Genomic DNA, 21,999 nt, shown 5'->3' with positions numbered 1-21,999 from the left:
GTTTCTCAGGCGCGGTCGACCCGCGCCAGCGAGGGCCGGCTTTTGCCGAAATTGGCGTGGCCGGTGCATTGGTGATGCGAGATAACAAGTTTGCCGCCGGCATGACAGGCGATGTCGATGGCTTCCTCGATCGCCTCGTCCATCGTCTCGAAATAATTGCGCGTATGGGTGACATAAGGCCCGCCGAGGCTTGCCGCCGTCGCGGCCAGCGCCTTGACCTCCGCGGTTGAGGAATTGACCGCCGGCGGATAATCGAGGCCGGTGCTCAGGCCGAAGGCACCCTCGGCCATGGCCTGCGCCACGGCGTCCTGCATCAGCGCCGTTTCTGTCGCGTTGGCAGCACGGTCGGTCACCGGCATGATGCGCTGTCGCAGGGTCGTGTGGCCGACGAGCAAGGCCGCATTTGTGGCGATGCCGCGTTGTCTGAGTTCGGCGACGTAGTCGGCGAAGCGGTCGAAGCGAAAATTCTCTTGGCCGCCGACCAGCGTGAAGGGTGGTGGCGGCGTCTTGTCGAGCAGCAGGGGCGCGAGGCTCACGCCGCAATTGCCGGCGATCACCGTAGTCACGCCCTGGCTGATCTTCGGGTCCATGCCATGCGGCGCCAGCAGCGCCCCGTCATCATGGGTGTGAACGTCGATGAACCCCGGCGCCACAATCTTGCCTAAGGCATCGATCTCCTCGGCGCCGCGCGCGTCATCCAGCCTGCCGATGGCGGCGATCCTGTTGCCGGCAATAGCGAGATCAGCGTCAAAACGCTTTGAACCATCGCCTGAGATCAACGTCGCGTTGCGCAGCACGAGGTCGTAAAGCATCCCGGGTATTCCCTCTTTGGTGCTCACGTCAGGTTATCACCTTAAGCGTCTGGATTAGCAGCAATTTCTTCGCGGCGACGCGCGACATAGGCGTCGAGCTCTTCCCTGATCGCGGCATCCATCACCGGCTCCTCGTAATCGCGCAACGCCTGTTGCCAGAGTTCAGTCGCGCGTTCGAGCGCGTCCTTGCCGCCGGCTTCCTGCCAGCTGCCATGATTCTGCCAGTTGGAAAGCATCGGCTGGTAGAAGGCGGTGGTGTATCGCGACATGGTGTGTTCGGCGCCGAAGAAGTGGCCGCCGGCCGGCACTGACTTGATAGCCTCGAAACCCAGATCGTCCTCCTGGAACGGCAGGGGGCGCAGAAACTCCATCATGTTCTGCAGGATCTCGACATCGAGGACGAGCTTTTCATAGGAGGCGGTCAGCCCGCCCTCTAGCCAGCCTGCCGCGTGGTAGATCAGATTCGCACCGCCCAGCACGGCGCCCCACGTTGCCATTTCCGTTTCGTAGGCGGCCTGTAGGTCGACCACGTTGGACGCATTGGCATTGGAGGTGCGATAGGGAAGATTATAGCGCCGCGCCAATTGTCCGGCGACGATGTTTGCCTTGGCATTTTCCGGCGTGCCGAATGCCGGCGCGCCCGATTTCATGTCGACGTTGGATGTGAAGGCACCGTACATGACGGGCGTGCCCGGATTGACAAGCTGGGTGAGCACGATGCCGAACAGGGCTTCGGCATTCTGCTGGCAGAGTGCGGCGGCGAGCGTCACCGGCGTCATCGCCCCCATCAGTGTGAAGGGGGTGACCGTTACGGGTTGCCCGTGCTCGGCCATCGCGATCAGGCCTTCGGCCATCGCATCGTCGAACAGGCGCGGCGAATTGATCGATATGATCGTCGTCACCCCCGGCGAGGCGCGCATTTCCTCGACGGTAATGCCGCGCGTGATTGCCAACATGTTGATGCCGTCCATCGCTCTTGCGCGGCCGATCGCGGTGCAGTGGAAGCTGAGATCGCTCAGCGTCAGGTTGGCATAGTAGGTGTCAAGGTGGCGTGAATTGGCCGGCAGCTCCATTGGCGCCACCACCTGGTTGCCGATGATGTGAATGGCGTTGAAGTGATGCGCGAGCCGAATGAAATTCTGGTAGTCCGGCAGGTTTCCCTGACGACGGCCATTGATCCTGTCATGGACGTTGGGAGGACCGGCCACCAGGCCGAAAACCAGCGAATTGCCGCCGAAGCGAACCTGCTTTGCCGGGTTTCGGCTGGTCAGCGTGAAGGATGACGGAACCGCGCGCAGCGCTTCGGTCACCAGGCTTTCGTCGATCCTTATAATGCTGTTCTCGCGATCGACAATGGCGCCCGCCTTCGCAAACAGGTCCATCACCTTTTCGCTCATGACGCGGATGCCGAGCTCCGAGAGGATACGCATCGAGGTGTCGTGAAGTCTCTCCATCCGCTCCTCGTCCAGAAGCTGCATGGGCGGGTAGGGGTTCTCAACATGTTGCCAGGGCAGCTGCGAGATGCCGCCACCGCCGCGTTCCATCCTCGATCTGCGGCCGCCGCCGCGCCTGTCCTGTGTCATGAGATCGCATTCCCTTCCGGCTTAGGAGCCGCGCTCCGGATTGACCACGTTGTTGAGCGGCTCGCCGCTGCGGTAGCGCGCCAGATTGTCCGCAAACATCTGAACTGATTTGACGTCCCAACCCTCGTAGACCGCCGCGCAGTGCGGGGTGACGATGACACTGTCATAGCCCCACAGAGGATGATCTGCCGGCAGCGGCTCGGTCGTGAAGACATCAAGGGCTGCTCCTTTGAGCCGGTTGCCATCGAGCGCTGCCAGGAGTGCGGCTTCCTCGACCACGCCGCCGCGCGAGATATCGACAAGGACGGCGGACGGCTTCATCGCGGAGAAGGCTGCATGATCGAGCAGTCCGCGTGTACTCGACAGCAAGGGAACGCAACAGACGACGAAGTCGGCACGTCCAAGCAGTGCGTGAAGGGCATCCGGGCCGTGCACCTCGTCCAGGTAAGCCATGGCTTTGGGACGCGCGCGTATGCCAAGCGTGTTCATGCCCATTGCATGGGCGCGGCGTGCGACCGCCGTGCCCGTCTTGCCAAGGCCGATGATGAGAACCGTCTTTCCCTCGATCGGTTCGACGCGGCCTCCTGTCCAACTGCGCGCCTGCTGACGACGCGCAAAGCTGCGCAGGTCCAGCGAGAAGGAAAGCATCGCGCCGAGTGCATATTCGGCGAGCATGCCGGCTGCCACGCCCGCTGCATTGGTCACCATAAGTCGCTTCGGATCCCAGTATCCCAGATGGTCCGTGCCGGAGCCGCCGACCGACACCCATTTCACGGTCCGGCTTTCGACCAGTGCCTGGCGGGGGAACCGTGGCGTTCCGTCGAAGCGGACGGAGTAGACGACCTCGGCAGCCGTGCGCTCGATCAGGTCGGGAAGGGCGGCGTAGGTCTCGCAGCTGCTGACGGCAAGGTCCGGATGGGTCTCCTTCAGCACCGCCAGCGCCGATGCCGGTCGGTCGGTGTGCAGGATGACGGAGGGGTGAGTGGACATGATACTGCGTCAGGCCCGGCGACCAATGTGGTCGGCCGACTTGCCGAGAACGGCGAGCAATGCCTCTCCTGCGGTGTGCGTGGCATTTTCGTGCGGCGCACGCAGGTTCAGCCAGCGACTGTCGCCGGACCGCACCGCCAGCACGGCCTTCATCGCCGGGATGAGGCCAGCGTCCTGGACGGCCTTGCGGAACGCCTTCACTGCGGCATCGGCCTCGGCAACGTCCTCCTCCGCCAGCGTCGCATCATAGAGGGCCCGGATGGCCGCCGCGTTCAGATTTACGGTTGCCGAGATGCATCCCGCAGCGCCACTGGCCAGTCCCTTGGTCAGCTGTGCTTCCGAACTGGGGAAGACCGCGACATCAGGCGCCGCGGCGATCACCGCCGCCGTGTTGTTCCAGTCGCCGGCGCTGTCCTTGTAGGCCACCACGGTGTCGGGAAATGCCTCGTTCAGTCGCGCGGTCAGGGCGGGGCTCACCGGCACGCCGGAGTTCTGCGGGATGTGGTAGAGGATCATCTTCATAGCTGGGTTCGCCACCCGCTCGATCAGTTCGCTATAGTAGCGGGCCTGGCCGTCGTCGCCGGCGGCCGTGTAGAAGAACGACGGCAGCACCATCACCCCGGCGCAGCCGAGACCGACCGCATGGGCCGTCAGTTCGACTGTTTCGGGCAGGGCGGTAACGCCCGTGCCGGGCATCAGGCGGCTAGGCGAAATACCGGCGTCGACCAGCCATTCCAGCGCCTCCATGCGTTCGCGTGGGGAAAGCGACAGAGCCTCGCCCGTCGTGCCGAAGGGCGACAGGAAATGCGCCCCCTGATCCAGCACCCACTTCGCATGTGATATCAAGAGATCTCTTGCGATGCCGCCGTCGTTTTCGAACGGCGTCAAGATCGGCGCGATGGTTCCTTGCGGGCGGGTCATGTCAATCCTTCTATTCATGAGGCAAACTCGTGCAGTGCTTCGCCACCGCCGCCACGATGCGGGCGAAGAAGGCCGATGCGGTAATATCAAAAAGCACGTCGAAGCCTGCTTGAGAACGAAAAGTGACGGCTTCGATGTGGCCGACACGCGTCTGCGCAAGCTCTTCGGCGCTGAAACGTCCGGCTCTCAGATCAACCGCGCATAACCGGCTCATCGCTTCGGAAGCCTTGGCGCCAGAGAGGCGCATCCACGCCCATCCCTCCTCGCGCCACGACGAATATCCCTTTGGCGCGGCAGCACCATGCCAGCTGTGGCTGAGTTCGGCGAGTGCATCGTCGGCCCCTTCGGCAAGCAGCAGGATATCCTCGCCGCCGAGGCGCAGCACGCGCATGCCGCCATAGGCGCCGACCCGATTGACGGCGGGCAAAGGCACCCCCTTCGCGGCGAGCCAGTCGGCGCTGCCGCCGCCCTTCAGGCCGAAGCGCGAGCTGGCCGTGAGATCGGTCAGCGCGACCGCGCCGGAGGGTAGCGGCGTATCAGCCGCCGAGCCACCGGGCATGAACGGAAACACAGGCGCCAGGTTGGGACCGGACGTCGCCATCTACATCTCCTGCCGGGCGTTGGCGGGATCGAAGAAGGCGTGAGCGACCACCGGCACGTCGACCAGACGGCCGTTCCGGCACTTCACGGTCACCTGGCTTCCTTCCGCCTGGTCATCGATATGGACGTAGGCGAGTGCGATATGACAGCCGAGCGTCGGCGAGAAGCCGATCGACGTGATCTGGCCAACCGGCGCACCGCCGCGCAACACCAGGCAGCTCTCCCCGGGAATGTCCTTTGCGCCGGCTGGAAATTGCAGACCGACCAGCTTACGGGCCTGTTGCAGCCGCGCGCGCATTTCAATGGAGCGCTTGCCGACGAAGAACGGTTTCTTCTTCGAAACCGCCCAGCCGAAGCCGAGTTCGTCCGGCGTGGTGATCGCATCGGTATCCTGGCCAATCAAGATATGGCCCTTCTCCAGTCGAAGGATGCGCGACGCCTCCAAACCGTAGGGCCGCAAGCTATGCGGCTTACCAGCAGCCATCACCGCATCCCAAAGCGTTGGCGCAAGACTGGAGGGGCAGTGCAGCTCGTAACTGAGTTCACCGGTGAAGCCGATCCGCATGATGCGCACCGGCACGCCACCGACGACACCGTCGCGCCCGCTGAGATACGGAAACGCCTCGCGTGAGAAATCAATATCGCCCTCCAGGGCCTGAAGGACATCCCGGGCTTTGGGTCCAGTGACGTTCAATCCCGAGAACGCACCGGTGAGATTGAGGACATCGACCTGCAAGCGCCATTGCGCGTTCCAGAACAGCATGTCGGCATAGACGCGCGCGACCGCACCGGTCGTGGCCGTCACGTAGAACTGGTCCTGCGCCATGCGATAAGCGACGCCGTCGTCGACCACGGAGCCCATCTCGTTCAGCATCAGGCAATAGCGGACGCGCCCAACCGGCTGATTGGAATGCGCCATCGTGTAGAGCCGGTCGAGGAACATGCCGGCATCGGGTCCACGCACCTCAAGCTTGCCGAGCGTCGAGACGTCGAGCAGGCCAACACCTTGCCGCACGGCCATGATCTCTTCGCGGATCGCCTTTTCCGCATCGCTACGATCGCCATAGAAATACGGCCGCCACCATGCGCCGACCGGTTTCATCACCGCGTTGAGCGCAAGGTGCCGTGCATGCAGCGCGGTGCGCCGCTCGAGAGGCTGGTGTTGGCCGGCAAGGACACCCAGCGTCTCCGGTCCGACCGGTGGACGCGCGGTGGTGACGCCGACCTCAGCCACCGTTCGGCCCGTCGCTTCAGCGACGATCCTCGCTGTCGCCAGAGCGGAATGGCGGCCCTGGCTCGGGCCCATGCCCACGGTGGTGAAGCGTTTGACGAGCTCGATCTCGCGATAGCCTTCTTTGATGGCGTTCTGCAGATCCTTGACCTGCAAGTCCTCATCGAAATCGACGAAGTCGCGGCCTTTGGCATCTGCAACAATTGGCTGCACGTAACCCGAACGGATCTCTGCAGGCTTGGTGACGATTGGCTCGATGACATGGCCCAGCCGTGAGAGCGCCGCCGCCGCGGCGCGACGACCGTCGGCGACCGCGGTCTCGACGTCATTGCAGCCGGCGAGACTACCGGCAAGCTCGACCGGCCCTTTCGGAATGGCCAGCGTCATCGAGGCGATAGTGGCGTCGTATCCGACCTTCGCGCCAGCCTGACATGGAAGTTGCCAGGCGGGCACCTGGCCAACCGAGACCGTCAGCAGATCGCATTCGACCCAGCGTCCGCCTGTGCGAACACGCGCAAGGTGCCGATTGCCGGCGGATCCTGCCGCGGCCTCGACTGTTGCGCCTTTCTGGATGGCAACCCCCTTGTCGCGCAGCATGGCTTCGAACGGTCCGGCTTCGCCAGCGAGGCGCGGATCGACGACCAATGCGATCGAGACTCCGGCCTCGACCAGATCCAGCCCGACCTGGTAGCCGTCGTCGCTGGTGGTCAGCACAACGGCTCTTCGCCCAGGACGCACCCCATAGTGTCGGATCAGGCGCTGCGCTGCGCTGCCGAGCACAACTCCCGGCAGATCGTTGTTGCGGAAAACTGCAGGCTGCTCGATCGAGCCGGTGGCAAGCACCACGTCGCGGGCACGCGCGCGGTAGAGCCGATTGCCCTGGATCAACGGCAGCCAGTTGTCTTCGTACCATCCATTGCAGACCGTTTCGGTCAGCACGCGCAGATTGGGAAAGCCCCGAAGACGCGACGACAGAGCCGAAAGCGTCTCCGGATCATACCGGCCATAGGTCAGCGATCCACCGATCTCCGGATTGTCGTCGCACAACACGACATCTGCGCCGGCTTCCGCAGCGGTGATGGCCGCACTCAGCCCGGCAGGACCGGCGCCAACCACAAGCAGGTCGCAGTGAAGATGCGTCTTGTCGAAGGGCCGATGAGGGGCTTTCGTGTCGACGACGCCCAGTCCGGCCTTGCGACGGATCATCGGTTCCCAGAGTTTGAGCCAGCTGTCGCGGCGTGGGCCCATGAAGGTCCGATAGTAGAAGCCGACCGGCAGAAAGCGTCCCAGCCTGTCGATGATCGCATCGCGGTCCCGCTCGAGCGAGCCGTTGACGTTCTGGGCGCTGACCCGCAAGCCTTCGCTGATCGGTGTGCGGTCCGCGGCGACATTGGGCTCCGACGGCAGCTGCACGAGCGTGTTGGCCTCGGCTCCCGTCATGCTGAGGATGCCGCGCGGACGATGGTATTTGAAGGAGCGAGACAGCACCCATTGCCCTGAGGCGGCAAGCGCGCTCGCGATGCTGTCGCCCTCGTAGCCTTCGAACGCATTGCCCTCGAAGGTGAAGCGCACGGGGCGCGTTCGGTCGATCCGGCTTCCCCAGGGTTCGGGCAGTCGGTTCATCATTGCCCCAGTCCGGATGCCGTGAAAGTACGGATGACTTCGTTGCTGACGAGGTCACGTTCGGCGAGGAAGAAAGTGTTGCTTGGCACGTGGCGCCACCACTCAATGATGATGCCTTTCCGGTTCTCGGCACGAAACAACTGCCACGACCATTCCGCATCGGGGGTCTGGTCCGGATCCGGCGTGGCGCGGACAGGTCCGAAGGACTGGAATTCGTCTATGTTGCGCGGGCCGTTCATCGGGCAGGTCAGCAGTTTCATGGTCAGTGACTCGCCGCCGTCGCGCCCATTTCGTTGAGCAATCGAAACGTCTCGAACCGCTCCAGCGCAAAGGGCTTCAGAATATCCGGTACACGACCGGCCGCGATGGTTTCCGCCATACGTTTGCCGGCGACGGGTGTCGCCTTGAACCCCCAGGTGCCCCATCCGCAATCGAGCCATAGGTTGGCGAGGGGGCTGGCGCCCATGATCGGGCTGTAGTCCGGCGTCATGTCGGTAATCCCGGCCCATTGCCTGAGCAGCCGCACGCCTTGCAGGAACGGGAAGAGGTGCACGGCGCCTTCGGCGAGATGCTCCTTCATGTCGAGCGTCGAGCGCGTGGAGTAGAGCTGATACGGATCGGAACCGCCGCCGATGACGACCTCTCCGCGCGAGGATTGCACGAGATAGGTGTGCAGCGAAACCGAGGACACCAACGTGTGCAGCCAGGGCTTGAGCGGCTGCGTCACCATGGCCTGAAGAGGATAGCAGCGGATGGGAAGCTCGACGCCCGCCATTAGCGCCACGTCGTAATTCATTCCGCCTGTCGCGATCAGTACCTGCCCGCAAGCGACACGGCCCCGGTTCGTCTTTACGGCCTGGATCCGATCGCCGACAATCTCGAAGCCCGTCGCGTCGGTTCGCTGGTGGATCTCGACGCCGCGCCGTGCCGCCTGGGCGGCATAGCCCCAGGCGACGGCATCATGCCGCGCGGTTCCGCCATCGGCATGCCAGAGACCGCCGAGGATTTCGAGTGAACCGCCATAGTCCATGTTGAGGAGCGGCGCGAGTTCCTCGACGCCCTTCTGGTCGACCACCTCGGTCCGTGTCCCCATGTGCTTGCCCATCTCGGCACGGGCGTGGAAGCTGCGAAGCGTCGCTTCCGTGTGGGCGAGCGTGAGTTGGCCGCGCTGGGAAAACATGACGTTGAAGTCGAGTTCTTGCGACAGGCGTTCGAAGAGTTCGACGCTCTCCTTGTAGAAGGCGATGCCTTCCGGCGTGATGTAGTTCGACCGGATCGTCGTCGTGTTGCGCGCCGTGTTGCCGCCGGCGAGATAGCCCCTTTCGAGAACCGCGACACTGCGGATGCCGTGATATTTCGAGAGGTGATGCGCGCACGACAGCCCATGACCGCCGCCGCCGACGATTACGACGTCGTAGGACTGTTGCAGGTCAGGCGTCGAGGGGATATCGCCGCTGACCGGATAGCCTCTGCTGAGGCCGTATTTCAGGAGCCTGAGCGGCATCTTAGACTACCACGCTGGCCGCCGGACGACCTTGCTGATCGCTGGAGGATCGTAGAGCAATGCCGAGAGGTCGGAGAAATGGCTGTCGCGGTCGGTAAGCGACAGAGTGGCATTACGGATTGCTGCCGCGCGGTGCTGCCCGAGCACCGGTGCTGCGAATTCCATGTATTTGGCCTCGATCTCATTCGGCGTCAGAGGTGCTTCCGGTCCACCGCGGGCATGGACGTCGCCTGAGATCAAGACCCGCCCGTCGGTCGTCGAGATCACGACATCGGTCCAGCGGCCCGCGGGAAAACGGGCGCTGTGGCGCTCCGACTCCGACACGGTGATGCGGCTTAACAGGTCCGCGACGGCAGCATCCTCGAGCCCGGCGCCGGAAATGTGCTCCAACCCGATGCGTCCGTGGACAATGAACGCAGCGACGGCAAAACGCAGGCTGTATTGCGCTTTCGAAGTCGTGTCCGGCATGCCGTCGAAGAGCGACGCGGCGTAGTGGAAGCTGTTGACCTGAATGTGCTTGATGTCGGCTGGCGAGAGACGATGCTTGCTGCACAGCCCGCGCGTCGCGTCGATGGCTGCATGGGCCCAGCGGCAGATCGGGTAAGGCTTCAGGTACTGGTGCAGCACCTGCCAGAATCCGCCGAGATCCCGCCAATGCAGATCGACCTCGGGCGCCTCGATCGTGATGGCCGGCGCGCCGGTAAAACCACGCTCGGCCAGCACGGCGGCAGATATCCCGACCATTGCGCCAAGGCCCGAGCCGTCATGAAGCATGGTCGGATTGGCAATCTCGCGCATCATCTGGCTGCGCGGGCCGTGGTACTCGGCAATGCCAAGGGCGTGCCGGAACTGATCGTCCCGAAGTCGCCGCAAGCGTGCGGCCACCGCAACCGTCCCCAGGGCGTTCCAGGCACCTGACGTGTGGTAGTCCGACACTGTTGCATGCAAGGAGATGCCGGCTCGGCCGGCGACTTCGTAGCCGACGACCAGCGATGCGAGTGCCTCAGGGCCGGTCAGCGCAGGCAGTCCCTCCGCAAGCGCTGTCAGCGCCGGCACGACCGCAACGCCGATGTGCCCCTTTGTCGGGCTGTATCCGTCGTGGCCGTCGAGATTGTCGATCTGTGTCGCACCCGCATAAGCTGCGCCGGCGATGCTGACGCGACGGCCGTCGAAAAGCATGCGCGCCGAATGCCATGGGTCGGTCGATCCGTAGAGCAGGGTCGCCACATCGCGGGCGATCACGCCTGCTTCCATTGGGCCTGCGGCGATGGCAATTCCAAGTGTGTCCAGCAGGAGGTAACGCGCCCGTTCCAGCACCGCTGCGGGGAAGACGGATGCCGGCCGCCGCAACACGAAGTCAGTCAGGCGCACGGCAACGTCGTCACTCGCGTCAGGCCCTTCATGCCGATGGGGCGACACAGCCACTTGCTTCACTCCATTTGTAGGCACGACATCATTAATTTGGGTCCATGGCGCTTTCACGCAATTAGTTTGGCGGCTTTGGCCAAAAATATCTATGTCTTGCCACTGTACGCGATTGAACGGCGCCGCCGCTGTGGTCTACCTATCGCTTGCACGCCGCAGGAGCCGGAGATGAAGCCACCACCGCCTTTGAACTACATCAGGTCCTTTGAGAGTTCGGCCCGTCATCTCAGTTTCACCATGGCAGCAAAGGAACTCGGATACACGCAGGCTGCGGTCAGCACGCATGTCCGTGCGCTTGAACATTATATCGGCCGGCAGCTGTTCATACGTTATCCGCGCAGTCTCAAGCTGACCGAGATGGGCGAGGCGTTTCTGCCGACGCTGCGTCAGGCGCTCGATCAGATCGACCAGGCGACGGAGGCGATCGTGACCTCGTCGCGCAACCGGACGGTGGTGGTCTCCTGCCCGATGAGTCTCGCCGAGAACTGGCTGGCCGGCTGCATGGCCGCCTTTCGAAAGAAACACCCTGAAATCGAGATCGTGCTTCACGGCACGATCTGGGAGGACCTCAGCGAGCAGATCGCCGACATAACGATTTCCACGCGGCGTTTCGACGATCGCCCGCCGACGGGCATTCCGCTCTGGAACGACGAATTGGTCCTGCTGTGCGCGCCGGCATTGCTTGACGGCGAGAACGCCGTGAAGGCACCGGAGGATATTCTCAAAGTGGACTGGATATTCGTGCACGGCCGCCAGGAATATTGGCAGTGCGTCACCACGGCACTGGGAATAGACATGGCGGATTACGACAAGGGCTTGACCACCAACGCATCCAACATCGCGCTAGAACTTGCCGCCATGGGGGCAGGCCTTGTCGCAACCCAGCGGTCGCTTGCCCACGCCTATTTGCGTCGTGGGCTGCTCGTTGAGCCTTTCCCGATCCGCCCCGCAAGCCCTTGGAATTACTACCTCACCGAAAATCAGCTTTCGAAGGGAACCATCGCGCGCACGGTGCGGGAATGGATTCTTTTGCGAGCCCAGGAAGATAGTGCCTGAGGACGTTGCTCTTCCGGCGTCGCCTCGGCACGCAAAAATTTGAGACGTCAATGGCATTGTTTTTTTTGGCCTTAACAGACGGGTTTCAGCGGTTTGTTCAAGCTCAAGCCCTTCCGGGATTTTTGCATCGCCCCTAACATGCCGGTCGCAATGGGGAATGTAACGGGCGGAAAGCCCAAACCGGAGAATCCAACAATGACGATTTTCAGCAGCAATGGCGACCGCGTCCCGGCAGCCATTGAGAGCTACGCAAACGAAGTCAGAAACGGCACGATGGACCGCCGTGAATTCCTTGCCCTGGCGAGCGCGATGGGCGCCTCGACGGCGCTCGCATACTCGATGGCCGGCATTGCCCCGGCACAGGCCGCCGCCGAGGAGCCGGGCAAGAAGGGCGGTATCCTGAAGATGCAGATGATCATCAAGGACATGAAGGACCCACGTACATGGGATTGGTCGGAAATGGCCAATGTGATGCGCCAGTGCAACGACTACATGGTGCGCTACACCCGCGACTTCACCTTCGAGGGCCATCTGATCGAGAGCTGGGACGTCAGTGACGACGCCACAGAGTACACGCTGCATGTTCGCAAGGGTGTGAAGTGGTCGAATGGCGACGACCTCACGGCCGAAGACATCGCCTACAATATCGAGCGCTGGTGCGATAAGGCTGCCGAGGGCAACTCGATGGCTGGCCGGATGAGCACGCTGATCGACCCTGCCACCAACAAGGCCGCCGCAGGCGCCGTCACCAAGGTCGACGACTATACCGTGAAGCTGAAATGCGGTCAGTCCGACGTCACCATCATCCCAGGCATGGCGGATTATCCGGCGATCGTCGTCCACCGCAATTTCGATAAGGATGGCGCGGACATGATGAAGACGCCTGGTACCGGCCCGTATGAGCTCATCTCGTACAAGGTCGGCGAGTCGGCCTCGGTCAGGCGGCGCAAGGACTTCACCTGGTTCGGCGGCGAGACCTATCTCGATGGCGTCGACTGGACCGACTATGGGACGGACGCTTCCAACCCGGCCATCGCCAGCGCCTTCGAGGCCGGCGAGATCGACTGCAATTATCAGACGGTCGGCGGCACAGTGGATCTGTATGACAGCATGGATCTGGTCAAGGAATCGGTCGTCACCGCGGGAACGATCGTGCTGCGAACCAATGTGAAGAACAAACCATATGACGACAAAAGGGTACGCAATGCCATCCAGCTCGCGGTGGACAACGAGACCGTGCTGAAGCTCGGTTACAGTGGCCTCGGGCAGATCGCCGAGAACCACCATGTCTGCCCCATCCACCCGGAATATTACGAACTGCCGACAGTGCCGCGCGATCTGGAAAAGGCCAAGGCGCTGATGACAGAAGCCGGTCAGATGGATCATGAGTTCGAGCTCATCTCCTACGATTCCGACTATGTGAAGGATCCTGCCGATGTCGTCGCCGCGCAAATGCGCGAGGCCGGTTTCAAAGTGAAGCGGACCATCATTCCTGGAACCTCATTCTGGAATGACTGGACGAAATATCCATGGTCGACCACCGAGTGGGGCATGCGTCCGCTGGGCGTGCAGGTGCTGGCACTTGCCTATCGCAGCGGCGAAGCCTGGAACGAGTCGGGCTATGCCAATCCGGAATTCGACAAGAAGCTCAATGCCGCGCTGGCCGTCGCGGATCCAGACAAGCGCAAGGAGTTGATGAAGGAAGTCCAGTTCATCCTTCAGGACTCTGGCGTCCTCGTGCAGTCGTTCTGGCGGTCGCTCTACCGTCACCATGCCACTTACGTGAAAAACCTCTTTATGCATCAGACGTTCGAGTTGCAGCTGGAGAAGGTGTGGCTCGACAAGGCCTGACCACCGTCGCAGCACAAATCCAGGGGCGCAGTTTCCAGGCCCCCCTGGGTTTCGCCGAGCGCCACACCGTCCGAGCTGCTATCGTTTTGCTCGGTAAACTCCGACTGTAAAGATCCACCCAGTTGACCAAGACAACAGACCCGGAAAGGCGCTGATCAAAGCGCTGAAGCCGAACAAAGGGAAGAATTCTGGATATGCGTACTCATGCACAAGCCGTGGTCATCGGTGGCGGCCTGATCGGTTGCTCGATCCTCTATCACCTCGCCAAATACGGCTGGTCCGATGTCGTCCTGCTCGAGCGTGATGAGCTGACTTCCGGGTCCACATGGCATGCGGCCGCCAATATCCACGGCCTGCACGATTCAACCAACATCAGCCGCCTGCAACATTACACAATGGCCTTGTACAAGGAACTGGAGACCGAGACCGGCCAGGGCTGCGGCATCTTCCAGCCGGGTTCGCTTTACCTTGCGCAGACCGAAGCGCGCGAACATCAACTCAGGCTGCAGGAAGCCAAGGCACGGCGCTACAAGATGAACTTCTACGAAGTCGGCCGCGACGAGGCGGAGCGGCTGCACCCGCTGGTCGATTTCGATGGCATACGCTGCATCATGTACGAACCCGAAGGCGGCAATGTCGATCCGTCCGGCGTGACGGCGGCCTATGCAGCTGGCGCTCGCCAGCGCGGAGCCGAGATCCATCGCTTCACACCTGTCACAGCAACTGAAGCGCAGCCTGACGGCAGCTGGATCGTTCGTACGCCGAAGGGCGACATCCGCACGCAATGGGTGGTCAATGCCGCCGGCCTTTGGGGCCGTGAGGTCGCCGCGATGGCCGGCCTCCAACTGCCGCTAATACCCACCGAGCACCAGTATTTCGTCACCGAGACGATCCCGGAAATCGCCGCCATGGGTCGCCGTCTGCCGTCGGTCGCCGACCGCGACGGCGAATATTATCTGCGCCAGGAAGGGCTCGGCCTGCTCATCGGGGCGTATGAACGCAACATGAAGTTCTGGGCCGAAGATGCAACGCCGCTGGACTTCGGCCACGAATTGTTTCCCGACGATCTCGATCGCATCGAGGACAACATGATGCGCGCCATTGCCCGTGTTCCCGCGGCCGGCGCGGCGGGCGTCAAGCGCGTGATCAACGGTCCGATGATCTGGTCGCCCGACAGCGCCGTGCTGTTTGGCCCGGTGCCGGAGTTGCACAATTACTTCTGCTGCAACGGCATCATTCCCGGGTTTTCGCAATCCGGCGGCATGGGCAAACTGGCGGCCGAGTGGATGATCGAGGGCGAGCCTTCGCTCGACATGTTCGCCTGGGACATGGCGCGCTTCGGCCACTGGGCCGGCAAGGCTTTCACCAAGGCCCGTGTGCAGGATCAGTACAGCCACCGTTTTAAGATCCATTTTCCCAACGAGGAACGTGCCGCCGGGCGGCCGGTCCGCACCCGTCCCGCCTATGAAATGCAAAAGCGGATGGGCGCCGTGTTCGGCCTCAATTTCGGCTGGGAGCATCCGCTCTGGTTCGCCGCCGAAGGCGAGCCGCGCGAGGAGACTATCGGCTTCACGCGCCAGAATTGGTGGGAACCGGTAGGACGCGAGGCGCGTATGCTGCGTGAGCATGCCGGCATCATCGACGTTTCGAACTTTGCCAAATACGAGGTTGAAGGGCTTGGTGCGGAGGCATGGCTCAACGCGCTGTTCGCCAACCGCATGCCGACCGATGTCGGCCGCTCCTGTCTCACCCCGCTGATCGGCAAACGCGGCGGCATTGCCGGCGACTTCACAGTGACAAAGCTCGCGGACGACCAGTTTATGGTGTTCGGTTCGGGCATGGCCGAGCGCTTCCATCAAAGGTTCTTCAAGGCCGTCCCCCTGCCGGATGGCACCACTTTCCGATCGCGCACCGAGGAGCTGGCCGGCTTCAACGTCGCCGGCCCGAAGTCACGCGAATTGCTGCAGCGCCTGACCAATGCCGATCTCTCGACGGAGGCGTTTCCATTCATGCGGTCGCGGCAGATCACGGTGGCTGGCGTCGACGTGGTGGCGCTGCGGGTCTCGTTCACTGGTGATCTTGGCTGGGAACTCTATTGCGCGGCCGCCAACCAGGTCGAGCTCTACGGCGCTCTGCTCAAGGCCGGCGGCGAAGTCGGTGCCGGGCCGGTGGGATCGCGCGCTTTGATGTCGCTGCGCGTCGAAAAGGGCTATGGCAGCTGGAGCCGCGAATATTCGCCCGAATACTGGCCGCAGGAGGTCAAGTTCGACCGCCTTGTCAAAATGGACAAGGGCGAATTTCTCAATAGAGACTCCTACGCCGCCATCGCCGACAAACCGGCGCGCGATCAGCTCATCATGCTATCGATCGACGCCAAGGATGCCGACGCGACCGGTGGGGAACCGATCTTCCTGCCGGACGGCACGCCGATCGGCCAGGTGTCGTCAGGCGCCTATGGCTACTTTGTCGAGCAGTCCCTGGCGCTCGGCTATGTCAAGGCCGGCTCGGCCAAACCCGGCGATACCGTTACGGTCGCCATATTGGGAAGGCCTCATGACGCGGTGCTCTTGAAGCAACCGCCGTTCGACCCCGAAGGCAAGCGGCTCAGGGCATAGAGCCGGCGATTTTGATGCCGGCGATCCTGACGATTGTCCAGCGGCAGCTTCTGAAGTGCCGCGCACGATACGTCAGCCGCCAAAGCGTTCGAGCCAATGCGCGGCGAGGTCGGAACGGCGGCAGATCCAGATATCCGGATTGGCCTTGATCTTGTCCAGAAAGCGGGCCAATCCAACCATGCGGCCAGGCCGCGCCGCCAACCGGCAGTGCAACGAAACCGTCATCATGCGCGGCGTACTTTCCCCTTCCGCCAGAAGCCAGTCGACGGCATCGCCGACATATTCGAAGAACTGGCTGCCGGTCTCCAGTCCCGAACCGCGCGAGAACCGGCTGTCATTGTTGTCGAAGCTGTGTGGAACGACCAGATGCCGCTTCGAACCGACCTCGACAAAATAGGGCAGGTCGTCATTGTAGTCGTCGCAATCGAACAGGAAGCCGCCATGCTCCACGATCAGCCGCCTTGTGTTGAGGCTGGGCCGGCCGGTGTACCAGCCGAGCGGGCGAATGCCGGTGATCTGCTGCACAGCGTCTACCGTCAGCGCGATATGCTTGCGCTCCTCGGCCTCGCTCAGCGGCGCGTAGTCGATCCAGCGCCAGCCATGGCAGACGATGTCGCTGCCGAGCGCCGCGATCGCCTTGCCGGCGGCCGGATTGAGCTCCAGCGCCCGTCCCACCACGTAGAAGGTTGGAATGACGTCCTTGTCCCTGAACAGCGACAGCAGCCGCCATATGCCGACGCGTGAGCCATACTCGTAGAGCGATTCCATGTTGCGGTTGCGCAGGCCGGGCACCGCAGGGGATACGGCAAGATCCGACAGGATCGCCTCGGAAACATCGTCGCCCTCGCCGATGCTGTATTCGGCACCTTCCTCGTAGTTGACGACGATGTTGAGCGCCAGTTTGGCGCCGCCAGGCCATTCCGCGGAAGGTGGCTTGTCGCCGTAGCCGATGAAATCCCGCGCGGGCAGATATGGCATTTCGAACTCCCAGGCTAAGTCGCCGAGACTATACGTTGCGGATTACCGATCAGGATGCTGAGCGCTCGATCCATGATATCTTCCGGTCCCACCGTCGCGCGCAAGCAGTCAGCGAGGCCGTAACCGCCCAGGCTCCGCACGATGATGTCGGCGCCCCGCAAGCTCCTGTCGGCGGCCTCGGCGGCGGCGGCGTCCGAGAAGCGGATCAGCACGAAATTCGTCCGGCTTTCGGGAACATGGTATCCGGCAGCCCTCAGGCGATGCGCAAACCGGTCGCGGATCGCGGCAGTGCTCGCCACCGTCTCCCGCATATAGGCTTGGTCCTCCAAGGCCGCGACCGCCATTGCCAGGCTTGGCTTCGTGACCTGGTTTGAGTTCTGCATCTTGCGCACTTCAGCGGCGACTGACGGCGGAAACAATCCCCAGCCGACACGAGCGCCGGCCAGGCCGTAGGCTTTGGAGAGGGTGCGCAACACGACGGTATCGCCGCGCCCGACCAGCGCAAAGATCGGCCGTGGGTCCTGGCCGTCGAACTCTCCATACGCCTGATCGATCAGCAGAAGCACATTTGCCGGCAAGGCGGCGCGCAAGCGCAGCAGTTCGGCATTGCGGATGCATGTGCCGGTCGGATTGCCGGGGTTGCAGACGAAGACGATCCGTGTTGCCGGCGTAACAGCGGCGAGGATCCCGTCGACCGAAACCGCGAAATCCCGTTCCGCCGCCTTGAGATAGATTGCATCGACGCGCGCCGCGGCGGACGCCGCGAAATTATAGGCGTAGGAGGTGCCCAGCACCTCGTCGCCGGAACCCGCAAACGCCGCGATGGTGCAGCTGATCAGGTCCATCGAACCGGCGCCGCACAGGATCAGGTTAGGCTCGACCCCATAGGTTTGCCCGATTGCATCGCGGAGCGCCGTCCAGTCCGGATCGGGATAGAGATGGCTGCGGGCAATCGCGTGCTGACCGGCGGCGATCGCCCTGGGGCTGGGCGCAACGGCGCTCTCATTCTGGGCGAGGGTCGGCCGGTCATAGCCGCCGAAATTCGCCAACGCAAAGGCGGACATGGCCTCGATATGAGCGGCAGCTTTCAGGGGCATGGTGTATCCGTGGGGATTTCGATGGCGGCCCTCTCGCGAACTGCCTCTGTCGGATCGGCCCACCGCCAAGCTACAATCCGCCAGCGCATTCACAAGCAAAAACTAACCCCGCAATGCCTCCGGGATTCTGGCCCATTCCAAGCTTGCGGCATGATTGCATTTGCTCAGTGCTCCGACGTCCGACCGGCGAGCATCCAATTCGGTCCGCTGGCAGGAATCCGGCACATAACTTGCTTTTCAGTCAGGGGAGGCACATCAGGGGAATTTCGTCATGCAAGACGCAACTGCTACTCACTCTGAGGGTAATACCCTCTTCCCGATCGTGCTGTCGATCGTCGCTGCCGCGGCGACCGGAGTGCTCTGGGCCTATGCGAATCCGATACAGCTCGTTCCCGGCGTCATCCAGTGGCGCATCTTCGCCTTTCTGCCTCCGCTTGTGGGTATCCTGCTCGGCTGGAAGAGCGGCTTCATCTGCGGTTATCTCGGCACCATAGTCTGGTCGCTGCTGGCGGGCACATTCATCCCCGCCCATTCGCTCATCGTCGACGGCATCATGGTAGGCCTCACCGGCCTCGTGCCTGGCTTGATATTCGACCCGGCCAGAACGAAATTCGATCGCAACACGCTGATCAAAATTGCAGCAGTGTGCCTAATTGTTGGCCTCGTGATGGTCGTCGCCGTCTCGGCCAGTCTCGCTTATCTCGGCATTTTCCCCTTCTGGTGGGCAGTGATGTATCTGGGCCTGTCGGACATCGTGCCGATGATCATAGGCACGCCGCTTCTTGTCGTTCCCGCGCTGAAGATTCTCAAGAGCGCGCATCCTGCCGGTTTCACGCGCTTCTGAGCGCAAGGTAAGATTTGAAAAGTGCTTGAACTGAACAATGTGACGGTGGGCTTCGGCGATGCGCCGCCGGCGATCACCGAAGCGACGATGACCATTGCACGTGGCGAGCGCCTGCTCGTATGCGGGGCGGCAGGCGGGGCCAAGAGCACGTTGCTCAACGTGGCGGGAGGGATCATCCCCCGCCTCGTTGCGCCCCGCCACTTCTCCGGCTCGGTTTCATTCGATGGCCAGCCGCTTTCGAGCCTGTCGAAGGATGCCCTTTTTACCAGCATCGGCATCGTTACGCAGAATGTCGAAGACCAGCTCTGGGACCTGGGTGTCGAGGACCTGATCGCGTTCCCGCTGGAAAACCGGGGCGTGGAAAAGAAACTTATCCGCCGCAGGCTGCAGGTTCTGCTCGATGAGCTTGAGCTCAATCCGCTGCGGGGGAGGCGAGTACTTACTCTCTCCGGCGGCGAACGGCGGATGGTGGCAATCGCGGCTGCCCTTGCGGCTGCGCCCGTGCTGCTTGTACTCGACGAGCCCACGACGGGGCTCGATCCAGCCGCCCGTGCACGGCTGGTTCGAATTCTCGCGAAGCTGGCCGACGAGGTGCCCTCGTTGCTCGTCGCCGAACAGGATCCGGGCACATTCAAGTCTGTCGCTGACAATGTGCGCCTGCTCGTGTCGGGCAGGCTTTCGGAGGCCGTCGCCGCGCGCGGGATAATGACACAACAAGAGCCATGGCTGGAAGCGGGCATCCTGCCGCCCAACCATCGGGCGACCGGCACACCGTCCTTCCCTGTCGGCGATGTGCTGCTTTCGGTTTCCGGCATCCGCACCCGGCTTGCGCGCCCCGATGGCGCCCCGGTCTTGCGTGATGTTTCGCTCCAGATCCGCGCCGGGGAGCAGGTGGCGCTGATAGGGCGCAACGGCGCAGGCAAGACGACGCTGTTCCAGTCGATCCTAGGCTTGGCGAAGCTCGCCGCAGGGTCAGTCCGTATTGGTGGCGAACCGGCCGACGGCTGGACCGTTGCGCGCCGCGCCCGCGCAATAGCGTATCTTCCGCAGAACATGCGCCGCATCCTGTTCAACATGACTGTGCTCGAGGAAGTCGTGTTCTCCATCACCGCAGGCGCGGCAGCCGACGATTCGGTAAGGAGGGAGGCACATGCCGCGCTGGAGAAATACGGAATCAAAGGGTTGGCCGAAGCCAATCCCTTCGCGCTTTCAACGAGGCAGCAGGCACTGCTTGGACTTGCCTGCGCCGATGCGGCTCAGACGTCGGTAGCGATCCTGGACGAACCCCTGCTTGCGCGCGACCTGCAGGGCAGACACATGCTGGACCTGTTCGTAGGGTCCATGCTGTCGTCGGGACGCGCGATCATGCTCATCTCGCATGATCTCGATCTCGTCCAAGATGTTGCCTCGCGCACGCTGATATTGGATGAAGGGCAGATCGTCTTCGACGGCGCGCCGCAGGAAGCCTGGGCGTCGAGTGCGTTCTCCCAGCTCGGTTGGTCCGCACCGACGGTTCTATCGACGGGAGCAGCGGCATGATACGGATCTATGAACTCAACTTTTTCGTGAAATTGACGGCTGCATTCGCGATCATGCTGGTGGCTTGGCTTGCGCCGGACTGGCGCTTCGGCGTGCCGCTGGCCCTACTTTCTCTCGTTTTCCTGAGCGTGATGCAGGTGCCTGGCTTGCGCGGCTATCTCAAAGGTGCGGCGCTTCTCGTGCTTTTGGTCATGGCGAGCTGGATCGGCAACCTCCTGCTGCAGGGGCTTTCGGCTGCCGATGCCCTGCCGATCGCCGCTGGGATGGCGGCACGTCTCGTCACGACGACCGCGGCCTTCTATTTTGTCATGGAGACGAGTACGCCAGGCTCTATCCTGGCAGCGGCCAGTGCGGCCCGTCTCCCGCCCATCGTCACTCTGGTCCTGTCGCTCACCTTCGGTATCATCCCGATGCTGCGCGAGGATTTCGAGCGCATCGCCGATGCGCAGCGGGCACGTGGCATGGAGATCGACGACGTCTCGCTGCCAACTCGGTTGCGCTTTGCGCTGGCACGTGGTGTGCCGCTTCTGGTGCAGGCCATCCGCTTGGCGCACGCCATCTCGCTTTCGCTTTCCATCTACGGGTTCGACATGAACCGCAAGCGCACAACGTGGCGCAATGTCGGCCTGCTGGTCGAACCGCGGCTCGCTCATCAAGGACAAACAAAATGACCCAGGAAACCGCCCTAGCGCCGATGACCGGGCAACACTGGCCGGTCGACGTTGCCGGCTTGCAGGTCGATTTGCCGATCGTTGCGATCAAGCCGGATTTTGCCATCTCGCTGATGATGGTCATCGATCTCGGAGTAAGGTTTGGCGAGCATGTCGGCCGCAAATTGGCCGAGAAATTGCGGCCGCTCAAACCCGACCTGATTGTGGGCGCGGCCACGCTCGGCATTCCCGTCGCCATCGAAGTGAGCCGCGCCTTGGGACTCGACGATTACGTGATCTTGCAGAAATCGCCCAAGATCCATCTGGGCGACGCGCTTGTCCAGCGCATCTCCTCCATCACCTCGAAGGGCGAGCAGCGCCTGCTTCTCGACCGCCGCGCGATACCGCTCCTCGCGGGCAAGCGCGTCGTGGTGGTCGACGATGTCGTGGCGTCCGGCTCAAGCCTGAAGGGCTCGGTCGAGTTGGTGCGCAACGCGGGCGCGGAAATGGTTGGCATCGGCGTGATCCTCACCGAGGCGCGGGATTGGCAAGAAACGCTTGGGCCGGACCGGGCACTGATCCACAGCCTCGCACATATCCCGCAATTCGCACCAGACGGGGATCGCTGGAAGCCGATTCCGGAAACCTTCCTCTAGTCTAAGACGAGCGAACCGGCCCAG

18 protein-coding genes are annotated in these 21,999 nt (G+C 62.7%); 7 read left to right on the top strand and 11 right to left on the bottom strand.

Annotated features, from left to right (window positions below):
• Positions 1-5 precede the first annotated feature (5 nt).
• Genes NKH73_RS07295 through NKH73_RS07255 form a run of 9 tightly spaced genes read right to left on the bottom strand, consistent with a single transcriptional unit; the run spans position 6 to position 10,689 of the window.
• The gene (locus NKH73_RS07295; protein ID WP_352929631.1) at positions 6-812 is read right to left on the bottom strand and encodes an amidohydrolase family protein; all 807 of its coding nucleotides are present in this window, start codon (positions 810-812) and stop codon (positions 6-8) included.
• Between the two features lie 41 nt (positions 813-853).
• A complete protein-coding gene (locus NKH73_RS07290) occupies positions 854-2,395 on the bottom strand; it encodes a trimethylamine methyltransferase family protein (protein ID WP_352929628.1) in 1,542 nt (513 codons plus the stop codon).
• A 21-nt stretch (positions 2,396-2,416) separates the two neighbouring features.
• Complete coding sequence (locus tag NKH73_RS07285) at positions 2,417-3,385, bottom strand: D-2-hydroxyacid dehydrogenase (protein WP_352929625.1); 969 nt, start codon at positions 3,383-3,385, stop codon at positions 2,417-2,419.
• A gap of 9 nt (positions 3,386-3,394) precedes the next feature.
• The gene (locus NKH73_RS07280) at positions 3,395-4,324 is read right to left on the bottom strand and encodes a dihydrodipicolinate synthase family protein (RefSeq protein ID WP_352929623.1); all 930 of its coding nucleotides are present in this window, start codon (positions 4,322-4,324) and stop codon (positions 3,395-3,397) included.
• Complete coding sequence (locus tag NKH73_RS07275) at positions 4,317-4,907, bottom strand: hypothetical protein (protein WP_352929621.1); 591 nt, start codon at positions 4,905-4,907, stop codon at positions 4,317-4,319. Before NKH73_RS07275 ends, NKH73_RS07280 begins: the two co-directional genes overlap by 8 nt.
• Complete coding sequence (locus NKH73_RS07270; RefSeq protein ID WP_352929619.1) at positions 4,908-7,763, bottom strand: 2Fe-2S iron-sulfur cluster-binding protein; 2,856 nt, start codon at positions 7,761-7,763, stop codon at positions 4,908-4,910. It lies immediately after the preceding gene.
• On the bottom strand, positions 7,760-8,020 hold the full coding sequence (locus NKH73_RS07265; RefSeq protein ID WP_352929617.1) for a sarcosine oxidase subunit delta: 261 nt from the start codon (positions 8,018-8,020) through the stop codon (positions 7,760-7,762). Before NKH73_RS07265 ends, NKH73_RS07270 begins: the two co-directional genes overlap by 4 nt.
• Positions 8,021-8,022: 2 nt before the next feature.
• The gene (locus NKH73_RS07260; protein WP_352929614.1) at positions 8,023-9,264 is read right to left on the bottom strand and encodes an FAD-dependent oxidoreductase; all 1,242 of its coding nucleotides are present in this window, start codon (positions 9,262-9,264) and stop codon (positions 8,023-8,025) included.
• A 6-nt stretch (positions 9,265-9,270) separates the two neighbouring features.
• Entirely contained in the window at positions 9,271-10,689 is a 1,419-nt protein-coding gene (locus NKH73_RS07255) for an MmgE/PrpD family protein (RefSeq protein WP_352929611.1), read from the bottom strand.
• A 168-nt stretch (positions 10,690-10,857) separates the two neighbouring features.
• On the opposite strand from NKH73_RS07255, the gene NKH73_RS07250 reads away from it, so the two are divergent.
• The 3 genes from NKH73_RS07250 (at position 10,858) to NKH73_RS07240 (ending at position 16,211) form a co-directional block, all read left to right on the top strand.
• Positions 10,858-11,745: a LysR substrate-binding domain-containing protein gene (locus NKH73_RS07250; RefSeq protein ID WP_352929852.1), complete on the top strand. Its 888-nt coding sequence runs from the start codon at positions 10,858-10,860 to the stop codon at positions 11,743-11,745.
• A 195-nt stretch (positions 11,746-11,940) separates the two neighbouring features.
• On the top strand, positions 11,941-13,596 hold the full coding sequence (locus tag NKH73_RS07245) for an ABC transporter substrate-binding protein (RefSeq protein WP_352929608.1): 1,656 nt from the start codon (positions 11,941-11,943) through the stop codon (positions 13,594-13,596).
• A 194-nt stretch (positions 13,597-13,790) separates the two neighbouring features.
• Positions 13,791-16,211: a GcvT family protein gene (locus NKH73_RS07240; protein WP_352929606.1), complete on the top strand. Its 2,421-nt coding sequence runs from the start codon at positions 13,791-13,793 to the stop codon at positions 16,209-16,211.
• 72 nt (positions 16,212-16,283) lie between these two features.
• Here the strand turns inward: NKH73_RS07240 and NKH73_RS07235 are convergent, their stop codons facing one another.
• Complete coding sequence (locus NKH73_RS07235; RefSeq protein WP_352929603.1) at positions 16,284-17,189, bottom strand: allantoinase PuuE; 906 nt, start codon at positions 17,187-17,189, stop codon at positions 16,284-16,286.
• A gap of 14 nt (positions 17,190-17,203) precedes the next feature.
• Complete coding sequence (locus NKH73_RS07230) at positions 17,204-18,286, bottom strand: pyridoxal phosphate-dependent aminotransferase (RefSeq protein WP_352929601.1); 1,083 nt, start codon at positions 18,284-18,286, stop codon at positions 17,204-17,206.
• A 271-nt stretch (positions 18,287-18,557) separates the two neighbouring features.
• Here NKH73_RS07230 and NKH73_RS07225 point away from each other — a divergent pair, with 271 nt between their 5' ends.
• Genes NKH73_RS07225 through NKH73_RS07210 form a run of 4 tightly spaced genes read left to right on the top strand, consistent with a single transcriptional unit; the run spans position 18,558 to position 21,975 of the window.
• Positions 18,558-19,130 carry an aminotriazole resistance protein gene (locus NKH73_RS07225; RefSeq protein ID WP_352929598.1) on the top strand — a complete coding sequence of 191 codons (573 nt, stop codon included), beginning with the start codon at positions 18,558-18,560 and terminating at the stop codon, positions 19,128-19,130.
• Between the two features lie 21 nt (positions 19,131-19,151).
• The gene (locus tag NKH73_RS07220) at positions 19,152-20,669 is read left to right on the top strand and encodes an ABC transporter ATP-binding protein (RefSeq protein ID WP_352929595.1); all 1,518 of its coding nucleotides are present in this window, start codon (positions 19,152-19,154) and stop codon (positions 20,667-20,669) included.
• The gene (locus NKH73_RS07215; protein ID WP_352929592.1) at positions 20,666-21,340 is read left to right on the top strand and encodes an energy-coupling factor transporter transmembrane component T family protein; all 675 of its coding nucleotides are present in this window, start codon (positions 20,666-20,668) and stop codon (positions 21,338-21,340) included. The genes NKH73_RS07220 and NKH73_RS07215 overlap by 4 nt, the downstream gene beginning before the upstream one ends.
• Entirely contained in the window at positions 21,337-21,975 is a 639-nt protein-coding gene (locus NKH73_RS07210) for a phosphoribosyltransferase family protein (RefSeq protein ID WP_352929590.1), read from the top strand. The genes NKH73_RS07215 and NKH73_RS07210 overlap by 4 nt, the downstream gene beginning before the upstream one ends.
• Positions 21,976-21,999 lie beyond the last annotated feature (24 nt).

The sequence above is a fragment of the Mesorhizobium sp. M0938 genome (genome assembly GCF_040319125.1).
Lineage (GTDB): Bacteria > Pseudomonadota > Alphaproteobacteria > Rhizobiales > Rhizobiaceae > Mesorhizobium > Mesorhizobium robiniae.
This window is presented reverse-complemented; position numbering and strand designations above follow the sequence as displayed.